General features: G+C 69.2%; 15 protein-coding genes and 1 pseudogene. 11 read left to right on the forward strand and 5 right to left on the reverse strand.

Features of this window, described 5'->3' with window-relative positions; all coding sequences use genetic code 11:
* Positions 1–127: 127 nt before the first annotated feature.
* The 5 genes from ACZ6TD_RS44695 to ACZ6TD_RS44715 all read left to right on the forward strand — a co-directional run bounded on the left by ACZ6TD_RS44695 (position 128) and on the right by ACZ6TD_RS44715 (position 7,741).
* Positions 128–1,297, forward strand: a complete 1,170-nt coding sequence (locus ACZ6TD_RS44695) for an ATP-grasp domain-containing protein (RefSeq protein ID WP_471347520.1) — start codon at positions 128–130, stop codon at positions 1,295–1,297.
* 247 nt (positions 1,298–1,544) lie between these two features.
* Positions 1,545–4,283, forward strand: a complete 2,739-nt coding sequence (locus ACZ6TD_RS44700; protein WP_471347522.1) for an alpha/beta fold hydrolase — start codon at positions 1,545–1,547, stop codon at positions 4,281–4,283.
* A 43-nt stretch (positions 4,284–4,326) separates the two neighbouring features.
* The gene (locus tag ACZ6TD_RS44705; protein WP_471347524.1) at positions 4,327–5,283 is read left to right on the forward strand and encodes an NAD-dependent epimerase/dehydratase family protein; all 957 of its coding nucleotides are present in this window, start codon (positions 4,327–4,329) and stop codon (positions 5,281–5,283) included.
* 22 nt (positions 5,284–5,305) lie between these two features.
* Entirely contained in the window at positions 5,306–7,273 is a 1,968-nt protein-coding gene (locus tag ACZ6TD_RS44710) for a pyridoxal phosphate-dependent aminotransferase (protein WP_471347525.1), read from the forward strand.
* A 30-nt stretch (positions 7,274–7,303) separates the two neighbouring features.
* Positions 7,304–7,741: a cupin domain-containing protein gene (locus tag ACZ6TD_RS44715; protein ID WP_471347526.1), complete on the forward strand. Its 438-nt coding sequence runs from the start codon at positions 7,304–7,306 to the stop codon at positions 7,739–7,741.
* Positions 7,742–7,785: 44 nt separating this feature from the next.
* On the opposite strand, the gene ACZ6TD_RS44720 is transcribed toward ACZ6TD_RS44715, so the two are convergent.
* On the reverse strand, positions 7,786–9,567 hold the full coding sequence (locus ACZ6TD_RS44720; protein ID WP_471347527.1) for a carbamoyltransferase family protein: 1,782 nt from the start codon (positions 9,565–9,567) through the stop codon (positions 7,786–7,788).
* A gap of 201 nt (positions 9,568–9,768) precedes the next feature.
* Here ACZ6TD_RS44720 and ACZ6TD_RS44725 point away from each other — a divergent pair, with 201 nt between their 5' ends.
* The gene (locus ACZ6TD_RS44725; RefSeq protein WP_471347528.1) at positions 9,769–10,263 is read left to right on the forward strand and encodes a GNAT family N-acetyltransferase; all 495 of its coding nucleotides are present in this window, start codon (positions 9,769–9,771) and stop codon (positions 10,261–10,263) included.
* A gap of 81 nt (positions 10,264–10,344) precedes the next feature.
* On the opposite strand, the gene ACZ6TD_RS44730 is transcribed toward ACZ6TD_RS44725, so the two are convergent.
* On the reverse strand, positions 10,345–11,724 hold the full coding sequence (locus ACZ6TD_RS44730; protein ID WP_471347529.1) for a PHB depolymerase family esterase: 1,380 nt from the start codon (positions 11,722–11,724) through the stop codon (positions 10,345–10,347).
* Between the two features lie 509 nt (positions 11,725–12,233).
* Between ACZ6TD_RS44730 and ACZ6TD_RS44735 the strand changes: the two genes are divergently transcribed.
* Positions 12,234–12,950: an IclR family transcriptional regulator gene (locus tag ACZ6TD_RS44735; protein WP_471347531.1), complete on the forward strand. Its 717-nt coding sequence runs from the start codon at positions 12,234–12,236 to the stop codon at positions 12,948–12,950.
* Positions 12,951–13,049: 99 nt separating this feature from the next.
* Here ACZ6TD_RS44735 and ACZ6TD_RS44740 read toward each other — a convergent pair whose 3' ends face one another.
* A complete protein-coding gene (locus ACZ6TD_RS44740; protein ID WP_471347533.1) occupies positions 13,050–13,973 on the reverse strand; it encodes a poly(ethylene terephthalate) hydrolase family protein in 924 nt (307 codons plus the stop codon).
* 413 nt (positions 13,974–14,386) lie between these two features.
* Here ACZ6TD_RS44740 and ACZ6TD_RS44745 point away from each other — a divergent pair, with 413 nt between their 5' ends.
* From ACZ6TD_RS44745 to ACZ6TD_RS44755, 3 genes are all read left to right on the forward strand, one after another.
* Positions 14,387–16,039 (forward strand): glycoside hydrolase family 43 protein, encoded by a 1,653-nt coding sequence (locus ACZ6TD_RS44745; RefSeq protein ID WP_471347535.1) that lies wholly within the window; start codon positions 14,387–14,389, stop codon positions 16,037–16,039.
* Positions 16,040–16,139: 100 nt separating this feature from the next.
* Positions 16,140–18,209, forward strand: a complete 2,070-nt coding sequence (locus ACZ6TD_RS44750; protein ID WP_471347537.1) for a glycoside hydrolase — start codon at positions 16,140–16,142, stop codon at positions 18,207–18,209.
* An 86-nt stretch (positions 18,210–18,295) separates the two neighbouring features.
* Complete coding sequence (locus ACZ6TD_RS44755; protein WP_471347539.1) at positions 18,296–20,710, forward strand: ATP-binding SpoIIE family protein phosphatase; 2,415 nt, start codon at positions 18,296–18,298, stop codon at positions 20,708–20,710.
* 59 nt (positions 20,711–20,769) lie between these two features.
* Here ACZ6TD_RS44755 and ACZ6TD_RS44760 read toward each other — a convergent pair whose 3' ends face one another.
* Entirely contained in the window at positions 20,770–21,012 is a 243-nt protein-coding gene (locus ACZ6TD_RS44760; protein ID WP_471347541.1) for an acyl-CoA dehydrogenase family protein, read from the reverse strand.
* Positions 21,013–21,130: 118 nt separating this feature from the next.
* A pseudogene (locus ACZ6TD_RS44765) lies at positions 21,131–21,519 on the reverse strand (acetate--CoA ligase family protein).
* Between the two features lie 19 nt (positions 21,520–21,538).
* Between ACZ6TD_RS44765 and ACZ6TD_RS44770 the strand changes: the two are divergent.
* Positions 21,539–21,742, forward strand: a complete 204-nt coding sequence (locus ACZ6TD_RS44770) for a hypothetical protein (protein WP_471347543.1) — start codon at positions 21,539–21,541, stop codon at positions 21,740–21,742.
* The last annotated feature ends 135 nt before the right edge of the window (positions 21,743–21,877 follow it).

The raw sequence follows: 21,877 nt of genomic DNA on the forward strand, positions 1-21,877 counted from the left end.
CGGTGCCGGCCTCGAAGTAGCTCATCGCGAGACATCACCGATCCACCGGTCCGCCCGAAACCACATCGGGCGGCAGTACGGCAAATGACTTCTTCAAGTTTTGGCCAGCCGTAACGGGGAGGCGAGAATGCCGACGATGATTGTTATCGGATACAGAGGCGATCTCGATCAGGCACTGCGGCGCCGCGGCGTTGATCCTTACTATATTGTCCAGGCGCCGGCGAGCCCGCCGAAGAGTCGGAGATTCACCTGGGTCGCCGACATGGAGAACGCCCAGGAAATCTTCCGAGCAGTGCTGTCCGCGGACATTGGCGATGTGGCCGGGGTACTGAGCGTCCATGAAATGGGCGTATTCGGGGCGACCTACTTACGGCAGCAGCTGAACCTTCCCGGGAACGCCGATTCCAGGACGGCCCTCCACTTCCGGGACAAGTACCTCCAGAAGAGCATGCTGCCGCCCCGGATCAGGCGGGCGCGCTGCCGTCACGTGCCCATGGGCACGTCGTTCACGGAGCTCGCCGACGATCTGGGAGAGGTCTTCGTGGTCAAGCCGGCGACCGGGGCCGGCGCTCTCCGTACGAACATCGTCCGCACTCCGGAGGAGTACGCACAGGCCCTGACCCTCTTCACCGGCCAGTCGGATGTCGAGATCGTCGCCGAGTCCTTCATGGACGCTCCGGAGGTCTATCTCGACGGCGTCTGGGAAAAGGGAGACCTTCGGTGGTCGTCCATGAGCAGCTACCACACCTCACCGCTCAGGGCCGTACAGGGCGGTGTCCTGTCCGCGTACGTCCTGGACCGGAGGCGGCATTCCGCCGTGTTCCATGAGATGGAGACACTCGCCGGGCAAGCGCTCACCAGTCTGAACGCGCCTGATTGCGTATTCCATATGGAGGCGTTCGCGACAGAAAAAGGGCTGACCTTCGGCGAGTGCGCCATCCGCCTTCCCGGGGCGCTGTCCCCTCAGGTCAATCGGCTGACATACGGCGTCGATCTCTTTGACGTCGAAATCAGTCTCGCACTGGGGGAGGGAGCGACTCGGGCCCTGGGCGACCAGCGCACGCCGGAGCGCTTCCATGGATACATTCTTCTGCGTCGCCCCAACGGGTGCAATTTGACCCAGAGCGATTTTGAGCGTCACTTCCTTTTCGATGAGATCGTCTACGATTCATCGCCCGATGCGCCGGTCGGGCCGTACGGCCGCGTGGGACAGGCCATCGTCTCCGATCCGGATGAGCTGAATCTGCGGAAGACGATCGAGGACATCGTGCGATTCAACGAGGTCGGATCCACCTGATCTGACGGCCGGTCCGACCGAGCCACCGGCCTGGGACACCCCGGCGCCGGCACGGTCGCGTCATCTCGATCAAACGTGCCGCCGCGGGCGCCAAGCTCCACCCGCCCAGCCGCGGCCCCACGAATTCGCACCACCGCCGATGGCGATGTCAGAGCCCGAAGCCCCGGTGCTCCTCTCCGGTGCGGCGTCGCGCCCCCAGCCCTGCTCGTCATGGTTTTCCGTCCCTTCTGATCGGAGGACTTCCCCCATGCCGGATCAACGTCCTGCTTCGACACTCCCGCAGTTGCTCGAGCGTGCGGCCCGCGACACGACTCAAGGCATCGCGTTCATCGGCGGCCCGTTCCTCTCCTACGCCGAGTTGCGGGAGTGCGCCTGCCGGATCGCGCAAGGGCTGCGCGGGCGCGGCACCGCCCCGGGCGACCGAGTGCTCATCGCGGCCGGTGATCCGGAGGTCTTCTTCCGCGCCTTCTGGGGATGCGTACTCGCCGGTGCCGTGCCGTGCCCGGTCGCACCGCCGGCCGACCCTTCCCGGTGGCGTGCCCCGCTGGAGCATCTGCGCTCGCTCCTGGGCGACCCGTTGGTGATCGTGTCCAAGACGGCTCATGGAGAGCTGCCCGAGGTCGGGTTGCGGTCCGTGACGGTCGAGGAGCTGAGCCATACGACGGCCGAACCCGATCAGCTCCATGTGCCCGCGCCGGACGATCTCACCCTGCTGATGCTCACCTCGGGATCCACGGGATCGAGCAAGGCGGTCAGGCTCACCCACGCCAATCTGCTGGCGGCGCAGGCCGGTAAGGCGGGGGCGCTGGAACTCGGGCCCGACGACACCTCGCTGAACTGGATCTCGGTTGATCACATCGCCGCGATAGAGGCGCATCTGCTGCCGATGTTCAATGGCGCCGCCCAGGTCATGACGGTGCCGGCCACCGTGCTGGCGGACCCCGTGGAGTTCCTCAGGCTGCTCACGGCCCATCGGGTGAGAGTGACGTTCACCCCCAACTTCCTCTTCGGGCAGATCAACCAGGCACTCGCCGGGCGGCCCCCGTCGCGCCAGGAGGTGGACCTGTCACAGGTGCGGCACATCATCTCCGGCGGTGAGGCCACCGTGACCGCCACCGTACGGGCGTTCCTGGACACGCTCGCGCCCTACGGGTTGCGCGGAGACGTGATCGTGCCCGCGTTCGGGATGACCGAGACCTGCGCGGGCAGTGTGTTCAACCGCGACTTCGCCACCCGCGACCTGGAGACGGAGTTCCCCCCGCTGGGCCGCCCGGTGCGGGGCCTGCGGATTCGCGTCACCGACGACGACGGCACGGTGCTGTCCTCCACCGACCGGCCCGGCGCGGCCGAGCCGGGAGAGGTGCAACTGCACGGCCCGATGGTCTCGGGCGGCTACTTCGGCGATGCGCGGGCCACCGCGCAGGCGTTCACCGCCGACGGCTGGTTCCGCACCGGAGACCTGGGCCACCTCGACTCCGACGGCCGGTTGACGCTGGTCGGCCGCACCAAGGACTCCATCATCGTCAGCGGTGTCAACTACTACAGCCACGACCTGGAAGCGGTCCTGGACGAGCTGGACGGGGTGAAGCGCGGCCATGTCGCCGCGTTCCCGATACGGCCCGAGGGGGCCGACACCGAACAGCTCGCCATCGCGTTCGTCCCGGCGGGCGACCCCGCCGACGAGACCGCGGTGTACCGGGCCATCGTGGCGATCCGCAGTTCCACGGTGATGCACTGGGGGTTCCGCCCTCAGCTGATCCTCCCCGTCGCCGAGGGCGAGATCCCCCGTGGCAACCTCGGCAAGATCCAGCGGTCCCGGCTGCGCGCGGCCGTCGAGAACGGAAGCCTGGACGAGGCGGCCCGCCGGTCGGACGAGATCAGCACCCGGTTCCTCGGCGGCCATGCGGCGCCGGAGGGCGAGGTGGAGACCGCACTGGCCGAGGTCTACGCCCGCGTCCTGGACACCGGGGCGGTGTCGGCCACTGCCAGCTTCTTCGACCTGGGCGGTACCTCGCTGGACGTGCTGCGGCTCAAGCTGGAGATCCAGGCCGCGTTCGGCATCGAGGACGTGCCGATGTCGACGCTCCTCCAGGCCCCGACCGTACGAGCCCTGGCCGGCCGCCTGAGGGCAGGGCAGGGCGCCGGCGGCGACGCCACCTACGATCCGCTGGTGCCACTGCAGATCACCGGGGACGGGACGCCGCTCTTCTGCGTCCACCCCGGTCTCGGGGAGGTGCTGGTGTTCGTCAATCTCGCCAAGTACTTCACCGGCGAGCGGCCCTTCTACGCGCTGCGGGCCCGTGGATTCGGGCAGGGGGAGACCCACTTCGGGTCGTTCGACGACATGGTGTCCACCTACGTCGAGGCCATCCGGCGGGCGCAGCCCAGCGGCCCCTACGCCGTCGCGGGGTACTCCTACGGCGGGGCGGTGGCATTCGAGATCGCCAAACGGCTGGAAGCCGACGGCGACAAGGTCGACTTCGTGGGCGTCTTCAACCTGCCACCGCGGATATCCGACCGTATGAACGAGATCACCTTCACCGACGGCGCGATCAACCTGGCGCTCTTCCTCGAACTCATCGACGCCACCGACATCGAGCGGCTGACCGCCACCCTCCGGCCACTGCCCGAGGCCGATCAGCTCGCCTATCTGATCGACCACGCCCCGAAGCGGCGGCTGACCGAACTCGACCTCACCCTCGAGCGGTTCGCCGACTGGGTGCACCTCGCACAGAGCATGGTGCACCTGGGCCGCACCTACGAACCGTCGGGCTCGGTCGGCCGGGTGAAGGTCTTCTACTGCACTCCGCTGCGCGGCACCAAGGAGGAGTGGCTCGACCACCAGCTCAGCCACTGGGACGAGTTCACCCGCGACCCCAACACCTATATCGAGGTCGAAGGGGAGCACTACACCCTGATGAGCCCGCGGCATGTGCACACCTTCCAGGCGACCCTGCGGCACGAACTGGCCCGCGCGCTCGGCTGAGAACCGGGAAAGGCAACGCTGACACCACCAGGAGCCGCCGATCATGCGAGGCAAGAAGATACTCATCACCGGGGGGACCGGACAGGTCGCGAGGCCCGTCGCCGAATCGCTCGCCATCGACAACGAGGTGTGGTGCCTGGGCCGGTTCGGCGACCCCCACGCGCGCGAGGCGCTGGAGGAAGTGGGCGCCCACACCGCCACCTGGGACATGGCCACCGATGACCTGGAGGGCCTGCCGCGCGACTTCACCCATGTGCTGCACTCGGCGGTGCACCGGGGCGACGGCAAGGACTTCGAGGACACCGCGCGCGTCAACGCGGTCGGCACCGCACGGCTGATGACCCACTGCTCCGCCGCCGAGTCGTTCCTGTACGTCTCGTCCGGGGTGGTCTACAACCGCGCCGATCGGAGACATCGCTACCGGGAGAGCGATCCGCTGGGCGGGGCCGCGCCGTGGCTGCCGACGTACCCCGTCGCCAAGATCACGGCCGAAGGGGTGGCGCGCGGTCTGGCCGAGACACTCGGGCTGCCGACGGTGATCGCCCGCCTCAACATCGCCTACGGCCCGTACGGCCACGGCGGCGTGCCCATGATCCTGTTCAACCAGATGCGCAAGGGGCAGCCCTGCGCGGTGCCCCGCGAGGGCCAGAACTACTGCAATCTGCTGCACACCGATGACGTCGTGCGCCAGGTGCCGCTGCTGTGGGACGTGGCGCGGGCGCCCGCGCGGGTCGTGAACTGGGGCGGGGACGAGGAGGTCGGCATCACCGAGCTGCTGGAGTACCTGTCCGCGCTCACCGGCGTGCCGGTGCGACTGGACCGCGGCGACTACAGCCGGGAAACGGCCGTCTTCGACCATGACGTCCGCCGCGGCCTGATCGGCGACTGCACCATCGGCTGGCGGGCCGGTATCGCCCGCACCGTGGCCGACCTGTTCGAGGAGTACCGCGACCGCGTCGACGCGTACCTGGACGCGCACGGAGCCGGGACACCCCAGTGACCACGAGGAGTGGAGAACGAGCATGCGCAGGTCCGCAGATATCGACGCGCTTCAGCACGTGCTGTCCGCCGCCCTCGGGGCCCAGGACCCGGTGTGCTCCTTGGCCCGACTAGACCAAGGCGCGGGCGCGTTCGCCGCCCTGGACACCGCGGTACTCGAGCGCCCCACCCTGGTGGGCGGCGGGGCCCCGTACCACCCGACCAGCCCCGCCCCCACCCGCCACGCCCTCGATGAACTCGTCCGCCGCGCCGAGGCACTGGGGGTGCCCCAGGTCCTGGTGCCCAACGTGCGCCGCAGTGACGACACCAGTGCGCTGCGGTCGGCAAGGCTCGTTCCGATCGCCACCGAGAGCGAGTGTGTGGTCCGGCTGACCGGGGACGTGGACGAGGTCCTGCGGACCCGCATCGGCGACGGACAACTCAACGACCTCCGCCGCCGCGACCGCGAGGTCTCCCTTGAAATGACCTGGGAGCGGATCCGGCTGAGCGAGCTCGACAGGAGTCCTTGGACGCGAGACGCCTTCGTCAAGCTTCACCGGCGTCATGCCGAACGCCACGGCGGCCACGACAACCTGTACAACGCCAACGCCCTCGACGCCCTGGCACACGGCCCGTTGGCGAAACGCACCGAGATGCTCGTGCGCCGCAAACAGAACGCCGTGGTCCAGGTCGGGCTCCTCACCACGTCCCACAACGGCCGGGGGATCTACTCCCTCACACAGGCCATCGACCACGACGACCCCGCCAAACGGGACGACCTCTTCGCCGCGTCCGTGTACCGGCTGTACCTCCACGCCAGGCGCTCCGGCCTGGAGTGGGTCCACCTCGGCCGGGGAGACGTCCCCCGCATGCGCCGCCTCGGAGCCGATCTGTTCGTGCCCCTCGACCACTGGCTGCGCGCCCCCGGCCTCGCGTCCCCTGAGCAAGGGGGAGCGGAACACCCACTGTCGGAGTACGCGGCTCCCCCCGTCACGGGGGTTCCGGTCCCGGGCCCGGCCCGCTTCCGCCAGGTGCCCCGGTTCGACACGATCGACCTGTCCAGCAACACCAACCCGTTCCTGGGCGCCGCGGGCGAGTACCCCCACCTCGACACGACAGAGCTGGCCGGCACCTACCTGGCCACGATCGCGACCTTGCCCGGCCACGAGGGCGTGGAGTCGCTGAGCGCGGACCACCTGCTGTTCAGCAGCGGCTCGGTGGACGGCGTCATGCTGCTCCTGGCGGCGCTGGCCTCGCCCGGCGAGCGCGTCTGCGTCACGCCACCCACCTTCCCGCTCTACGGCCACTTCGCCCACCTCCTGCGCCTGCCCGTCGTCGACGTGCCGCTGCACGGCGACGACCTGTCCCAGCTCGACACCGACCGCATCCTGGCGGCCGATCCACGGGTGACCATCCTGTGCGACCCCAACAACCCCGTCGGGACCAGACTGGATCCGGAGCAGGTCCACGACCTGGTGGCTCGCGGCCGCGGGCTGGTGGTGATCGACGAAGCCTATGTCGAGTTCAGCGAGAAGCCCTCGTACGCCCGGCTGATCGCACAGCACGACAACCTCATCGTGCTCAGGACACTCTCCAAGGCGTGGGGGCTCGCCGGCGCGCGCTGCGGGATCGCCCTGGCCGAGCCCGGCATCATCGAGGCACTGCGCCGGGTGCAGGTGCCCTTCGGGTTCACCAACGCCTCCCAGCACGCCGTGCGGGACCGGCTGACCAATGTGCGGCGGGTGCTCGCCGGGATCCAGCGCATCCGTGCCGAGCGTGACCGGATGGCCTCGGCGCTGACCGAGCATCCCGCGGTGGCCCGGGTGTTCCCCTCGGAGACCAACTTCCTCTTCGTCCGACTGCACAAGCACGAGCGCGTGATGGACCAGCTCCGGGGCGCGGGAATCGTCGTCGCCGACACCGGGCGGGTGATCACGGATACCTGCCGCATCACCATCGGCGATCGGCGCGCGAACACCGCCCTGCTCGAAGCACTCTCCTCCGCTCTGTGAGCCGTATCGTTCAGCGAAAGGATCCCGCTCGTGGGTAAAGATTCTCGCTCCGATATCCCTCTCTCCAGCACTGTCGTCGCCGAGGGTTATGCTCGCTGGAGCCCGGCGCTGCACAAGGAATTCGACACCAACGTCCATCACGGGTGGATCGGTCAGACGCTGGTGAAAGAGACCGATTCACTGCGCATCTGGGAGACCCATCTTCAGCCGGGAGAGCGAATTCCCGTCCATCGGCATGTGCTGGACTACTTCTGGATAGCCCTGACAAATGGCCGGGCCCGCCAGCACTCGAGCGATGGCACCACGCACGAGATCTCTTATGCCCGGGGACAGTCCCAGCATTTCTGCTGCCCCGCGGGGCGATACCACCTTCATGACCTGAAGAACATCGGCGATGACGTTCTGTCGTTCCTGACCATCGAGACAAAGGGCGGGCCGAACGAGCCCATTCAGCTCCCAAAGGCTTGAGCGGTGCCGGCCCGCGGGGCGCACACGCCCCCCGGGCCGGCGGCTCAGCTCCCCTTCTTGGTGATCACGAACCGGTCGATGACCAGATAGTCGATCTCGGTGGCGAGGAAGCACTCCAACGCGTCCCGCGGCGAGCAGACGATGGGCTCACCGGCCACGTTGAAGGACGTGTTGAGGAGACACGGCACATCCGTCCGGGCCGTGAAGGCACGCAACAGCCGGGCGAGCGCGGGGTTCTGCGCCTCGTTCACCGTCTGGGCCCGCGCCGTGCCGTCCACGTGACAGGCGCCGGGGATCCGCTCCTGGTACTCCTTCCGCACCGGGAAGACGAAGGTCATATACGGGGACGAGGTCTTCTTGCCCATCGAGAAGACGCGCGGGGCCTCCGACTCGAGGATGACGGGCGCGAACGGCCGGAAGGGCTCCCGGTGTTTCACCCGGAGGTTGATGATGTCCTTGATGTCGGGGAAGGCCGGGTTGGCGAGGATGCTGCGGTTGCCCAGGGCGCGCGGCCCGAACTCGGTCCGGCCCTGGAACCACCCCACGACGTTCTTCCCGGCCAGCAGCTCCGCCGTCCGGTCGGCGATCGAGGCGGCGTCGGGCTCCTCCTGCCACTCGACGCGGTCCGCGTACTCCGTCAGCGTGTCCTGGACCTGCCGCTCGTCGTACGAAGGCCCCAGGTAGGGGGTGGTGACCGCGTCGGCGGGCCGATTCCTGAGACCGGCGGCGTACACGGCCGCGCCAATGGCGACCCCGGGATCGCTGGCCCCGAAGCTGACCTCCATGCCGGTGAACGGCGACCTCTCCAGCATCTTCGTGTTGGCCACGCAGTTCAGCGCCAGCCCGCCCTCGAAGAGCAGGGTGTCCAGGCCGGAGGCCGCGGTCAGCGCCCGCACCTGATGAGCGGTGACGGCCTCGACCATGTGCTGTGCCAGCCCGGCGACCTTGACGCGGAAGTCGAACTGCTCGCGCTTCTCGCTGTCGCCGCCGAACAGGCTGTCGAACAGTGCGTAGTAGGCCGATATGTCCCGGGGGACGGAGATGGTGTACGAGCCGTTCTCGTGCAGTCGCACAACGCGCTCGAGCAGCGGGTTGTGCCGCGGCGGCGGGCCGTACGCGGCCAGGCCCATGACCTTGTACTCGTCGTTGTTCGGCACGAACCCGAGATAGCGGGTGATCCGCCCGAACGCCACCCCGAGCGAGCTGGTCATGGGGACCGCGCTCTCGTCGAACAGGCGGACCACGCCGTTCCGCAGCTCGCCCATGACGGAGGACAGGGTCTCCGCCCGGCCGTCGCTCACCAGGAAGGCGGCATCGCCCCCGCCGGCCAGGTAGGCGCCGCACATGAGATGGGCCAGATGGTGAGGCACCAGGGTGAGCTTGTTGGGATCCAGCTCGTGGCCGGTGCGCTCGACGAAGTCGTGGTACACGGCGTCGGGGCTGAGCATGCCGGTGTAGAGCTCACCCGTGCTGCGCAGGGCGTCGAACTTCGCCGTGACCGGCAGGTCGGAGTCGCATATCCCCGAAATCATCTCCTCGGCCACCGTAGGCGAAAACCTCCAGGGAAAAGCGAAAACGTCGACCTGGTCGAGGTCGACGCCGGCGGAGTTCAGACACCAGGTGATTGCGTGGGCCGGGAAATCGGAGGTCTTCTTGACCCGGCTCAGCCGCTCCTCCTCGACCGCCGCCACCACCTCGCCGTCGATCACCAGAGCCGCCGCGGCGTCATGACCCACCAAGAGATTACGGCCGACACCAGTCGCCCCGTAGAGACGCCCGAAAAGCTCCGCACCTCTGCTGAATCCGTTGTAACCGAGTACGATCACTGGCTCTCAGCCTCCCAAGCACGACAGTATCGGCGGAAGAACAGGCTACTCGGGCCGGATACTTGGGGGATAGGCATGATGCGCGAGCAGCTTGTGGATTTCTTTCCCGGGGATACGGCGGGCTGCGGAGAATTCCGCACCGAATGCTTGGTGGGCCGGGGCCGTGGGCGGACACGGCCTTCGTTACGTATACTTTTGGGCATGTTGAGGTTGGAACGGCTCCGGGCCGATCACGCGCCCGCCCTGCTGGCCTTCGAGCGCGAGAACCGGGAGTACTTCGCTCGGTCGATCTCGGACCGGGGGGACGCCTACTTCGAGGAGTTCGCATCCGTGCACCGTGCCCGGCTCGCCGAGCAGGACGCCGGTGTGTGTCACTTCCATGTCGTCGTGGACGACCAGGGAGAGTTGGTCGGCCGCGTCAATCTCGTGGACGTCGAGGAAGGGGACGCCGAACTCGGCTACCGGATCGGCGAGCGCGCCGCGGGCCGGGGGATGGCGACCGCCGCGGTGGGCGAAGTGTGCCGTCTCGCCGCCACGGCGTACCGGCTCTCCACCCTCACGGCGTACACCAGCCTCGACAACGTGGCCTCCATGACCGTGCTCGGCCGCAATGGATTCACCCGGGTGGGAGAGGCCACCGTGGGTGGGCGCCCGGGCGTGCGGTACCGCCGCCTGCTCGTCGCGGCGCCCGGGTGACGTTGACCGGGGCGATGGGCTGGACCTCGGCGACGGGGGCGACCAGGGCTGGACCTGGTCGGCCGTCAGGGGTGTAGGGGCCTAACGAGACTGATCGAAGAGCCAGTCGATGACGACGTCGTTCTCATAGGTCTGTGCCCATGCGAAGTGCGGGCTCACCGGCGTCGTTCCGGGCGTGTAGCTGGTGAACAGTACATGGCTGCCGGCCCGGCGGGCCCGGTTCAGCAGGGCCCTGGACCGGGCTTCGAACTGCGCTTTGGGCAGGTCGTTGGCCCACTCCCTGCGGGTGATCCGCGCACCGGCGCTCTCCAGCGCGTTCATCAGCGTCCAGGTGCCGGGCTTTCCGAACCGTCCCTCGCGGTAGGGGACCACCGGGTCGTCGATGGAGTGATCGGCCCAGATCGGGATGTGTGTGATTCCGCCCATGGTGGACGGGTCGCCCCAGCCGGCGGTGGCCAGGGCCGCGGCGAAGGTGTGGGGACGCCTCGGGAGCAGGTCGAAGATGCCTCGCCCGCCCGATGACAGGCCGACGAGATAGATCCGGTCCGCGTCGACGGGGCGCTGTGTGGTGAAGGTGTCGATGAGTTCGACCAGCGCCGCTCGGACCTTGGAGTCCGTCCAGTCCGTACCGTCGGGTCCGTCCATGGGGCGGGGGAGCGGGATTTGCGGGGCGAGCACGAACGCCGGGTGCCGACGCTGGCGTTCCGGCTTGGCGAAGGTGACGGCGACGCGATTGGCCGTGAGCTGGGTCATGTTGTTGTCGGCCACCTCGCCGCCGCCGTGCAGGGTGACGACGAGCGGATACCGGGTGGTCGCCCCCGGCCTGAGTACGAAGCCTTCCGGCTGGTAGAGCCGGAAGGCCAGCTCGAATCCCGTGGAGTCGGTGAACGATCCCGCCGTGAAGTCGTCGACCACCGGGTTGATCACGTCGTCGTTCCGGATCGCCAGCGGGCCGGCCGCGAGCACCAGGTCGCCGTCCGGGGTCCGCACATCGGCCACCTGCCTGATGGCGTAGGCACGTTGGAGCGGAAGGGGATCGGTGCCGGATGCCTGTGCATTGGGGTCGTTCGGGTCGAGCTCGATGATGAGGTATCTGCCCGGCCGTCCCGCGGTGTGGTGGTCGTCCGTCCTGGCCGCGGTGTTCGGGTAGACCCGGGTGACCGTCCGGGCCGCGCTCTGCCTGCCGAGGTCGGCGGTGACCTGGAACGCGGAGGGTGGGATGACGCCGCCGCGCAGGACGATGGGGCTCGCGTAGTGGATGGCGACGGCGGTCACCCGCCAGTTGTTCCTGGGCGTCACCCGTGTGACGAGGGCGGTCCGCAGAGCGGGACCGGCTCCGGACGCCGCCGGTCGGCGCGGCGCCGGGGCATCGGCCGCGGCGGTGGCCGCGTTGCTCACCGTCGAGGCGGTGACGGTACCCGCGGCGATGGTGAGCGCCGTACGTCTGGTGATGTCGCGCATGGGTCCTCCGTAAGGTGTCGGGCGGCCCGAAGGAGGGCCGGATGTGGAGCCGTTCGCCTGGTGCGGTGAACCGAGGAAGAGCCGTACGGCGTGGTGAGCGCCGACGCGCGGCGGGGCGGCGTCGTTCCGGGGGCGGGGCAGATGGCGAGGCAGGTGGCGGGGCGTCGCCGTACCAGGGTGAGTCTCCAAGCCGTGTCCGAACGGTGTCCAGCATCCGGACCGGTATCTGTCGATGCGTCATGTGCATCAATCCGGCCGTCTGCTCGTGCTCCCCGGGCGCCGGGGAAAGGCAGCTCCGCCGTGAGCACGACTGTCTTATGCGTAAACGACAGCTTCATATCCGGGGGCGAGGGGTGGCCGTGCCACCGCGCGCGTCGGAACCTCTTGTTGTATACATGCCAACATTGCCGCACGGCCCTATCCGCCGAAGGGACCGCCAGATGCGTTCAGCGCCGCCTCCCCCTCCGCCCAGCGGCGCGCCCGCTGAGAAGGAACCAGCCCCCCGCTCGGTGACGGGCCGGGTTCTCAGCGTGCTGGACGCGTTCGCCGGAGAACGCCGTCGGCTGACGCTTTCGGACATCAGCCGGCGGACCGGGATGCCGCTGGCCACCACTCACCGGCTCGTCGGCGAGCTGGTGTCCTGGGGTGCGCTCGACCGCAACCGGAACGGCCGCTATGAGATCGGCCTGCACCTGTGGGCGGTCGCGGCCATGGCCCCACGGCGGCTGGAACTGAGAGACGTGGCGATGCCCTTCCTCCGGGGCCTGCACCGGAAGACCGGGCGGCAGCAGGTTCGGCTGACGGTACTGGACGGCATGGAGACGGTGCTCGTCGAGCGGATCGGCACCCCGGACACCGACGGAGCGGGCGAACCGGTCGGCGGTCGGCGCCCGGCGCACGCCACCGGTGACGGCCTGGTGCTCCTCGCGTACGCCGGGGCGACCACCCAGGAACGCTATCTGGCTCACCACGCCCCGCCGACCGGCCTGCGTCGCATGCTCACCGAGGTGGAGGGGACGGGCTTCGCGGTGATCGGCCGGTGGCACGGTGCGGTGGGCACGGTGTCGACCGCGGCTCCCGTGCGGGACGCGACGGGCGAGGTCGTGGCCGCCGTGTCCGTGGTCCCGGGGGCCGCTGCCGCCGGACGGAGCGTGCTCGCGCCCGACGTCATGGCCACCGGCCGGGCCATCTCCCGGGCGCTGTGCCATCGGCGGAACGGCGCGTGAGCCGACGCCTCCACAGGGCGCGGACGCGGATGGAGCGGGCAGAACAGACTCGTGAGCAGGGCTCCTGCGACGTAGCGCAGGAGCCCTGCGAGGACCCGCTCAGAACGGGCAGGTGTCCTGCCAGCGCGTGACCAGGGAGGGGCTGTTCTTGTCCGCCTCCCGCGCGGCACCGCACAGGAACGGGCTGAAGCGGGTGTCGCCGTACAGCCAGCGGCTGAAGAACGACACGACCCACTTGCCCTGCTTGGCCTTGTTGCCGTAGCCGGTCATCGGGCAGAGATGGTCGCCGGGAACCTCGATGTACAGCTTCTCGGCCTGGGACATGGAGTTGTACCAGGGCAGCGCGTAGGTGTTGCCGTGGGCGACCGGGTCGCTCTGACAGGTCATGAAGAAGGTGGGGTCGGTGACACCGGAGAAGTTCTGGTTCGGGTAGTACGGGGCCAGGGGGACGCCCGCCCTGAAGCGGGAGTCGTCCCGGAGGGCCGCCATGACACCGCCGCCGCCCATCGAGTGACCGGCCGCACCGAGCGTGCCGTTCACCTTCCCGTAGATCGGGTTGCCGGCGGTGGAGCCGAACGAGATCAGCTGGGTGCCGGCGGCGCTGATCTGGCGGCCGCGCGACGCGGGATCGTCGCCCGGCGTATTGGTGCCGACGTTGATGACGACGAAGCCCCAGGAAGCGAGGCGGGGTGCGAGCCACTGGAGGTTCTGCTGGGTGCCTTGATAGCCCGGCATCAGCACGACGCCCGGGTACGAGCCGTCGGCCGTCGGGTAGGTGATCGTGCCGGAGCCGTACCCGCTCGGACTGGGAACGGTGTAGGTGGCGGTGGTCAGCGGCCCGTTCGTGGCCTCGAGTGAAGCGGTGGTCGGATTCGGGATCGCCGCGCGGACGGCAGCGTTCTCGGCGGACGGTCCGGTCGCGGGCCTGCTCTGGGACTGCCGCGCGGCGGCCGCGGCCGGTGTGACCGAGACGGCGAACAGCGCGGAGGCGAGGGTGGTCGCCAGCACGATCAGCACGGCCACGACACGGGACCGTAACGGCGGAGTCCTTCTGGACGAACGACGGGTTGGACGCATCGATGGACCTCCAGGACACGGCGCGGGTGCGCGCTGCCGGAAGCGCAGCGCGTGCGCAGCGTAAGGTGCGCCGGAGACACCCTGAAGTCGGGTTTCTGCCCAGCGGAAGGAAAACGGCGCGCGCGCCCGCCGGCGGGCACGGGCGGGAAGCACCGGTTGCGCGAGGGGTGTTGACGTCTCTCGCCGCCTGCCTATCATCCATGCTTGTCCGAACCTCCGATTGCTGTTCGGCAGGCCGAACAGCAATCGGGTGGGGCGGGCATGTCCGTGGCACGAGGCTCATCCGCGCGCATGTGATGCCGTACGTACATCGTCGTCCCTGTGACTCCTCCGCTCATGCAGAAGGAGAGTGATCCTCCATGTCATGGCGTCATCACGAGCACAGCCGCCGCGCTGCCCTGGCAACGGCCACCGGCCTGATCGCGGGGGCCACGGCCCCCGCCGCCTTCGCGGCTCGCGCCGCCGCCTCCAGCGGCACCGTCGCGATCACCGCCCCCTCGGCCACCGCGGCGCAATACACGAATCCGGTGATCTGGCAGGACTTCGCCGACATCGACATCATCCGCGTCGGCAACGCCTACTACTACTCGGCCTCCACGATGCACTACTCGCCGGGTGCGCCCATCCTCCGCTCGTACGACCTGGTCAACTGGGAATTCGCCGGCCACTCGGTACCGGTGCTGGACTTCGGCCCCGCGTACGACCTGGGCGGCTCCCGCGCCTACGTCAAGGGCGTCTGGGCGTCGTCGCTGGCCTACCGCCCGAGCAACCGGACGTTCTACTGGCTCGGCTGCATCGAGTTCTCCAAGTCGTACATCTACACCGCCCCGTCCGTCGAAGGGCCCTGGACCAGACTCACGACCATCAACAACGCCTACTACGACGCGGGTCTGCTCATCGACGGCGACGACACCATGTACGTGGCGTACGGGAACACCACCATCAGCGTGGCCCAGCTCTCCGCGGACGGGCGCGACCAGGTCCGCGCGCAGCAGGTGTTCACCGCCCCGTCGAGCGTCGGGACCCTGGAGGGCTCCCGCTTCTACAAGATCAACGGCAACTACTACATCTTCCTCACCCGCCCGGCGAACGGTCAGTACATCCTGAAGTCGACCAGTGGCCCGTTCGGCCCCTACACGATGCGGCAGGTCCTGCTCGACCTGCGCGGTCCGGTCCCCGGTGGCGGGGTGCCGCACCAGGGCGGGCTCGTACAGACTCCCGGCGGCGCCTGGTACTACATGGCCTTCGTGGACGCCTACCCCGGCGGCCGGATCCCGGTACTGGCCCCGGTCACCTGGACCTCCGACGGCTGGCCGGTGGTGCAGCTGGTCAACGGCGCCTGGGGCACGTCGTATCCGAGCCCGGCCGCCGTCCCGGCCCCGTCCCGCCAGGCCGCCCCGCTGACCGGCGTCGACACCTTCGACGGTACGTCCCTGAAGCCGACGTGGGAGTGGAACCACAACCCGGACAACACCAAGTGGTCGGTGAACAACGGCCTGACCTTGCGCACCGCGACGGTCACGAACGACCTGTACGGGGCCCGCAACACCCTCACCCACCGGATCCAGGGGCCCACCTCCACCGCCACCATCGAGCTCGACTACTCCGCGATGCGAGACGGCGACCGGGCCGGACTGGCACTGCTGCGCGACTCGTCCGCGTGGATCGGTGTGAAACGGGACGGCGGTGCGACCCGGGTGGCGATGGTGAGCGGGCTGACCATGGACGGCAACTGGAACACCACCGGCACCGGAACGGAGCTCGCGAGCGCCGCTGTCCAGGGCGGCCGCATCTGGCTGCGCGCCACCGCCGACATCCGCCCCGGCGCGGGACGGCCGGGCACCTTCTCCTACAGCACCGACGGCACCCGCTTCACCCGCCTCGGGCCCTCGTTCACCATGGGCAACGACTGGCGGTTCTTCATGGGTTACCGGTACGCCATCTTCAACCACGCCACCCAGGCACTCGGCGGCGCGGTCAACGTCACCCGGTTCGAACTCACCACCCCCTGACCGGCCCGCTCCGGGCCACTGTCCGCACACGGACGCGAAGGCACTCGTACGGCCAATTTTGGGAGCGCTCCCATAGAAACCCACCCATTCGAGGAGAGAGATGAACTTTCGCAACCGACCCGACCGAGGTGGCCGGCGCCGCGTCTCGGTGTTAGGACTCGTCGCCGCCGGTGTCATGGCGGTGGCAGGGACCGCCACCGCCGCACCCACCAACGCAGCCAGCTCCGCCCGGGCTTCCACCCTGGGCGCACAGGCGGCCCAGTCCGGGCGGTATTTCGGAGCCGCCGTGGCCGGGGGCAAGCTCGGTGACGGCACGTACGCCTCCATCCTGAACCGTGAGTTCAACATGGTCACCCCCGAGAACGAGATGAAGTGGGACACCACCGAGAGGTCCCGCGGCTCGTTCAACTTCGGCCCCGCCGACCAGATCGTGAACCACGCCACCTCGCACGGACAGCGCGTACGGGGCCACACCCTGGTCTGGCACTCCCAGCTGCCCAGCTGGGTCAGCTCCATCGGCGACGCGAACACCCTGCGCAGCGTGATGAACAACCACATCACCACCCAGATGGCCCACTACAAGGGCAAGGTCTACGCCTGGGACGTGGTCAACGAGGCGTTCGCCGACGGCGGCAGCGGCCAGCACCGTCCCTCGGTCTTCCAGAACCTGCTGGGCGACGGCTTCATCGAGCAGGCATTCCGCACCGCGCGCTCGGCGGACCCGGCGGCCAAGCTCTGTTACAACGACTACAACATCGAGAACTGGACCGACGCGAAGACCCAGGGCGTCTACCGCATGGTGCGCGACTTCACGTCACGCGGTGTCCCCATCGACTGCGTCGGCTTCCAGGCCCACTTCGGCACCGGTGGTCCGCCGGCCTCCTTCCAGACCACGCTGTCCAGCTTCGCCGCCCTCGGGGTGGACGTGCAGATCACCGAGCTGGACATCGCCCAGGCGCCCACCACCGCGTACGCCAACACGGTCAGGGCCTGCATGAACGTCTCGCGCTGCACCGGCATCACCGTATGGGGCATCCGCGACACCGACTCCTGGCGCGCCGGGGAGAAACCACTGCTCTTCGACGGCAGCGGCAACAAGAAGGCCGCGTACAACGCCACCCTGACCGCCCTGGGCGGCACCCCCGCGGCCAGGGCCACGGCCTCATCGGCGTCCCCCGTATCGTCCCCCGCCTCGTCCGCCTCCCCGGCCGCCTCGCTGCCGTCCAGCTTCCGATGGAGCTCCAGCGGTTCACTGATCGCGCCGAAACCGGACACCACCCACAACATCGCCGGGCTCAAGGACCCGACCGTGGTCTACCACAACGGCAAGTGGCACGTGTTCGCCAGCGTCGCCAGCTCCTCCGGGTACAGCCTGGTGTACCTGAACTTCACCGACTGGTCCCAGGCCGCCTCCGCACCGCACTACTACCTCGACCGCAGCGGCATCGGCACCGGATACCGGGCCGCACCCCAGGTGTTCTACTTCGCACCGCAGAAGACGTGGTACCTGGTCTACCAGACCGGCAACGCCTCGTACTCCACCAACAGCGACATCAGCAACCCGAACGGGTGGAGCGCCCCCCGCAACTTCTACTCCTCGATGCCGGACATCATCCGGCAGAACATCGGCAACGGCTACTGGGTCGACATGTGGGTCATCTGCGACAGTGCCAACTGCTACCTGTTCTCCTCCGACGACAACGGGCACCTGTACCGCTCGCAGACCTCCCTGAGCCAGTTCCCGAACGGGTTCACCAACACCGTCATCGCCGCCCAGGACTCCAACAAATACGCCCTGTTCGAAGCGAGCAACGTCTACAAGGTGCAGGACAGCAACCAGTACCTGCTGATCGTCGAAGCCATCGGCTCGGACGGACGGCGCTACTTCCGCTCCTGGACCTCGGGCAGCATCGCCGGCTCCTGGACCCCGCTGGCCGCCTCCGAGGGCAACCCGTTCGCCCGGGCCAGCACCACCAGCTTCCCTTCGGGCGCCTGGACCAAGGACATCAGCCACGGGGAGATGATCCGCGCCGGAAACGACCAGACCCTCACCATCAACCCGTGCAAGATCCAATACCTCTACCAGGGCATGAACCCCAACGCGAGCGGTGACTACAACACGCTGCCCTGGCGCCTCGGCCTCCTCACCCAGACCAACTCCACCTGCTGATCGCACCGCGGGGGCGCCGCGGGCGCCCCCGCGGCCGACCGGTCCTTTGGTTGATTGCGCATGGCCCTGGGGGCACTCTGGAGTGCATGAAGGACCGCGTCATGCCGTCCGACGAGGCTCCTGCGCCGCTCGGAGCCACGGGAACACCACTGGCCGTGACGGACGCGCTGGGCCGTGTCGTGGCATGGAGCGCCGATGCGGCCCGGTTGGTCCGCCTCGGCGCCGGGGATGCCGTCGGCCGCCCGGTGGCCGGCCTGCTCGAAACCCATCCCCACTGGCGGACCTCCGGCCCGGACGAGTGGCGCGGCACACTCGAGGTCCGGCACCCGGAAGGCCGTCGCCGGCAGGTGCCGGCCCGGGCGTATTGCCTCGTGGGAGGGGCCGACGAGGGACCGCTGTGGCTGCTGGTCCAGGAGCCGGGGAAGGTGTCCCGGGCGGCGCGGGGGGCCCCGACGGACGAGGCGCTGGCGGACTGGCTCCTGACCGGCTCTCCTGTCGCCGTGGCCGTCTACGACACCGGGATGCGTTGCGTACGGCAGAACGAAGCGATGCGCCGCCTGACGGGCGTACCCGACGAGGAGCGGATCGGTCAGGGCCTGTCCGCGGCCGTGGCCGGAGCCGATGTCAGGGAGTGGGAGGCGCGGATGCGCCGGGTGCTGGACACGGGGCGGGCCGAGGAGGGTTTCCTCCTCTCCGGGAGAACCGTGCGCGACCCCGATCACGACCGGCGTTTCACCGTGTCCGCCTCCCCGCTGCGCGACCGGGCCGACCACGTGGTCGGTGTCTGCGCCACGATGATCGACTCGACCGAGCAGTACAGAACCCGGGAACGGCTGGCCCTGCTGAACGAGGCCAGCACGCGCGTCGGCAGCACTCTCGATGTGATGCACACTGGACAGGAGCTGACCGACCTGGTGGTTCCCCGGCTCGCCGACTTCCTCTGCGTCGACCTGGTGGAAGCGCTGCTGACCGGCGAGGAGCCGCCGCCGGGCCCGGTTCACGGGGTGGTGCTGCGCCGGGTGGCGCACCGGTCCGTCCGGGAGGGCACGCCGGAGGCCGTGGTCAGGGTGGGGGAGGTGGACTGGTACACGGCGAACTCGGCACAGGCCCGCTGCCTGGCCACGGGGCGGTCCGCGCTGTACCGGACCATGCGCGAGGCGATCTCCTGGATCGCGGAGGATCCCGCGCGCCTGGCCAAGGTGAACGAGTACGGGATCCACTCCTGGATGATCGTGCCCGTGCGCGCCCGGGGCACGACGCTGGGGGTGGCGATGTTTCTCCGGTCGCGACGTTGTGAGCCCTTCGAGGCCGAGGATCTGTCCCTCGCCGAGGAACTGGTCGCGCGGGCCGCCGTCTGCCTGGACAACGCCCGGCGCTTCACACGCGAGCACATGGCGGCCCTGACACTGCAGCGGAGCCTCCTGCCCCAGCGGCTGCCGGAACAATCCGCGGTCCATGCGGCGTTCCGGTATCTGCCGGGCGCTCCCGAACTCGGTGTGGGCGGCGACTGGTTCGATGTGATTCCGTTGTCCGGCGCGCGGGTGGCGCTTGTCGTCGGTGACGTCGTCGGCCATGGTCTCCAGGCATCCGCGACCATGGGCCGGCTGCGCACCGCCGTGCGGACTCTCGCGGACGTCGATCTGGCTCCGGCCGAATTGCTGACCCGCCTCGACGACCTCGTCATCCGGCTGGCCACCGAGTCCGAGACGGGCGCGGAGGGGGTCGCGCCTGGAGACACGGGCGCCACCTGCCTGTATGCCGTATACGACCCGGTGGGCGGCCACTGCTGCCTCGCCCGCGCGGGGCATCCGCTCCCCGCGGTGGTGTGGCCGGACGGGACGGCGGATTTGCTGGAACTGCCCGGTGGCCCTCCGCTGGGCCTGGGCGGCCTGCCGTTTGAGTCGATCGATGTGGAGCTGCCGGCGGGCAGCCTCCTCGCGCTCTACACCGACGGCCTCATCGAGTCCCGGCAGCGCGACGCGGCCACGGGAGTCAATCGGCTGCTGCGCGAGCTGACCGGTGAGAGTGCCTCGCCCGAGGCCCTGTGCGACCGGGTCTCCAGCGCGCTGTTCCCCGACCACCCCGCCGACGACGCCGCGCTGCTGCTGGCCCGGGTCCAGCGCCTCGACGCGGACCGGGTCGCCACCTGGGATGTGCCGGCCGAGCCCGAGGCGGTGTCGGGCGCTCGTGCGCAGGCCGTCCGTCAAATGAGTGAGTGGGGCTTGGAAACCGCCGGCTACATCACCGAGCTGGTGGTCAGCGAGCTGGTCACGAACGCCGTTCGCCACGGTGGCGCGCCCATTGAGCTGCGGCTCATTCGCGACCGCTCACTGATCTGCGAAGTATTCGACGGCAGCAGCACCGCGCCGCATCTGCGCAGGGCCCGCGTGTTCGACGAAGGTGGCCGTGGCCTGATGCTCGTGGCACGGCTGACTCAGCGCTGGGGCACGAGGCAGACACCGGGCGGCAAGCTCATCTGGTGCGAGCAGCCGCTGTCCTGACCTCGGGAACGGCGCCCGCAGCGCGCGCTCGGCGGCGCCGATCGTGCGCGCGGCGATCATCAGCCGCTCCTCGGTGATCTGAGGCAGTTGGCCGGACGCCACACCGCGTCCCACAGGGCGTTGGTGAGCTTGCCCAACTCGTCCTGGACGACGACCTGTTCGAGAACGGTCAGGCCCGCGCCACCCCACTCGGCGGGCATGTTGATGGCCTGCAGGCCATGGGCCAGCACCTCCTCGCGGATGGCGGCGTGGGCTTCGGGCGGCAGACCGTTGTTGGCCTCGCACTCGTCCTCGAACTGCATGATCTTGCCGGTCAGGCCGGCGGCACGCTGCTTGAGTTCGAGCAGACGGGGCTGAGGGCGAATTCCACGGTGTTCCTCCTGTTGATGTGGCGCGGGTAAGCGCTCTTGTGCGATGGGCTCAGCCCAGGACGATGCGGGCGTCCAGGCCCTGGCATCCGCGCGGAGTGGCGAGCAGCGGGTTGACCTCCAGCTCGGCGATCTCCGGGTGGGCCGCCGCCACGTCAGTGATGGCGGCGATGGTGTGGACGAGTGCGTCGAGGCCGACGGCGGGTCGGCCGCGTACGCCGTGCAGCAGGGCGGCGGAGCACAGCCGGTCCAGCAGTTCACGGGCCTGCCCGGGGTGAGCGGGGCGAGGGCGAAGGCCACGTCGCGCAGCACCTCGGTGGTGACCGCGCCGAGGCCGAGCATGGTGATCGGCCCGAAGCCGGGGTCGCGCCGGACGCCGACGATCAGCTCGACACCGTCGCGCGGATCCGCCATGGCCTCGACGCAGTACCCCGGCGGCATCGCTGTAGGGGTACATGGTGTGCACGGCCACCGGCTTGCAGCGGTCGCGCACCAGCTCGCCCATCTCAGCGGCGGTCTCGACCTCGGCGGTGGCGAGTGCGGCGCTGTACTCGCCGTAGCCGCCGAAGTATCCGGTGATCAGGACAGCTCGGGGTCGAACTCCGGCACGGACAGCCCGTACCGCTCGGCCAGGTCACAGGCGAGCGAGGCCGACGCCTCCTGACGTAAGTGGCCCTCACCGACGGGGGATGCGGTGAGGGCCACCCACAGTGTGGCACGACATAGGTACGGAAGCGCACGTTCCGAGCGAGAGAGGCGCATATATCTACAACCGGAACTCGGCGGCCCGCACGACGGC

The organism is Streptomyces yongxingensis (assembly GCF_055597465.1).

Coding starts and splice junctions, on each gene's coding strand:
- ACZ6TD_RS44695 (WP_471347520.1), top strand. CDS start 128: ATGCCGACGATGATTGTTATCGGATACAGAGGCGATCTCGATCAGGCA.
- ACZ6TD_RS44700 (WP_471347522.1), top strand. CDS start 1,545: ATGCCGGATCAACGTCCTGCTTCGACACTCCCGCAGTTGCTCGAGCGT.
- ACZ6TD_RS44705 (WP_471347524.1), top strand. CDS start 4,327: ATGCGAGGCAAGAAGATACTCATCACCGGGGGGACCGGACAGGTCGCG.
- ACZ6TD_RS44710 (WP_471347525.1), top strand. CDS start 5,306: ATGCGCAGGTCCGCAGATATCGACGCGCTTCAGCACGTGCTGTCCGCC.
- ACZ6TD_RS44725 (WP_471347528.1), top strand. CDS start 9,769: ATGTTGAGGTTGGAACGGCTCCGGGCCGATCACGCGCCCGCCCTGCTG.
- ACZ6TD_RS44730 (WP_471347529.1), bottom strand. CDS start 11,724: ATGCGCGACATCACCAGACGTACGGCGCTCACCATCGCCGCGGGTACC.
- ACZ6TD_RS44745 (WP_471347535.1), top strand. CDS start 14,387: ATGTCATGGCGTCATCACGAGCACAGCCGCCGCGCTGCCCTGGCAACG.
- ACZ6TD_RS44750 (WP_471347537.1), top strand. CDS start 16,140: ATGAACTTTCGCAACCGACCCGACCGAGGTGGCCGGCGCCGCGTCTCG.
- ACZ6TD_RS44755 (WP_471347539.1), top strand. CDS start 18,296: ATGAAGGACCGCGTCATGCCGTCCGACGAGGCTCCTGCGCCGCTCGGA.
- ACZ6TD_RS44760 (WP_471347541.1), bottom strand. CDS start 21,012: ATGCAGTTCGAGGACGAGTGCGAGGCCAACAACGGTCTGCCGCCCGAA.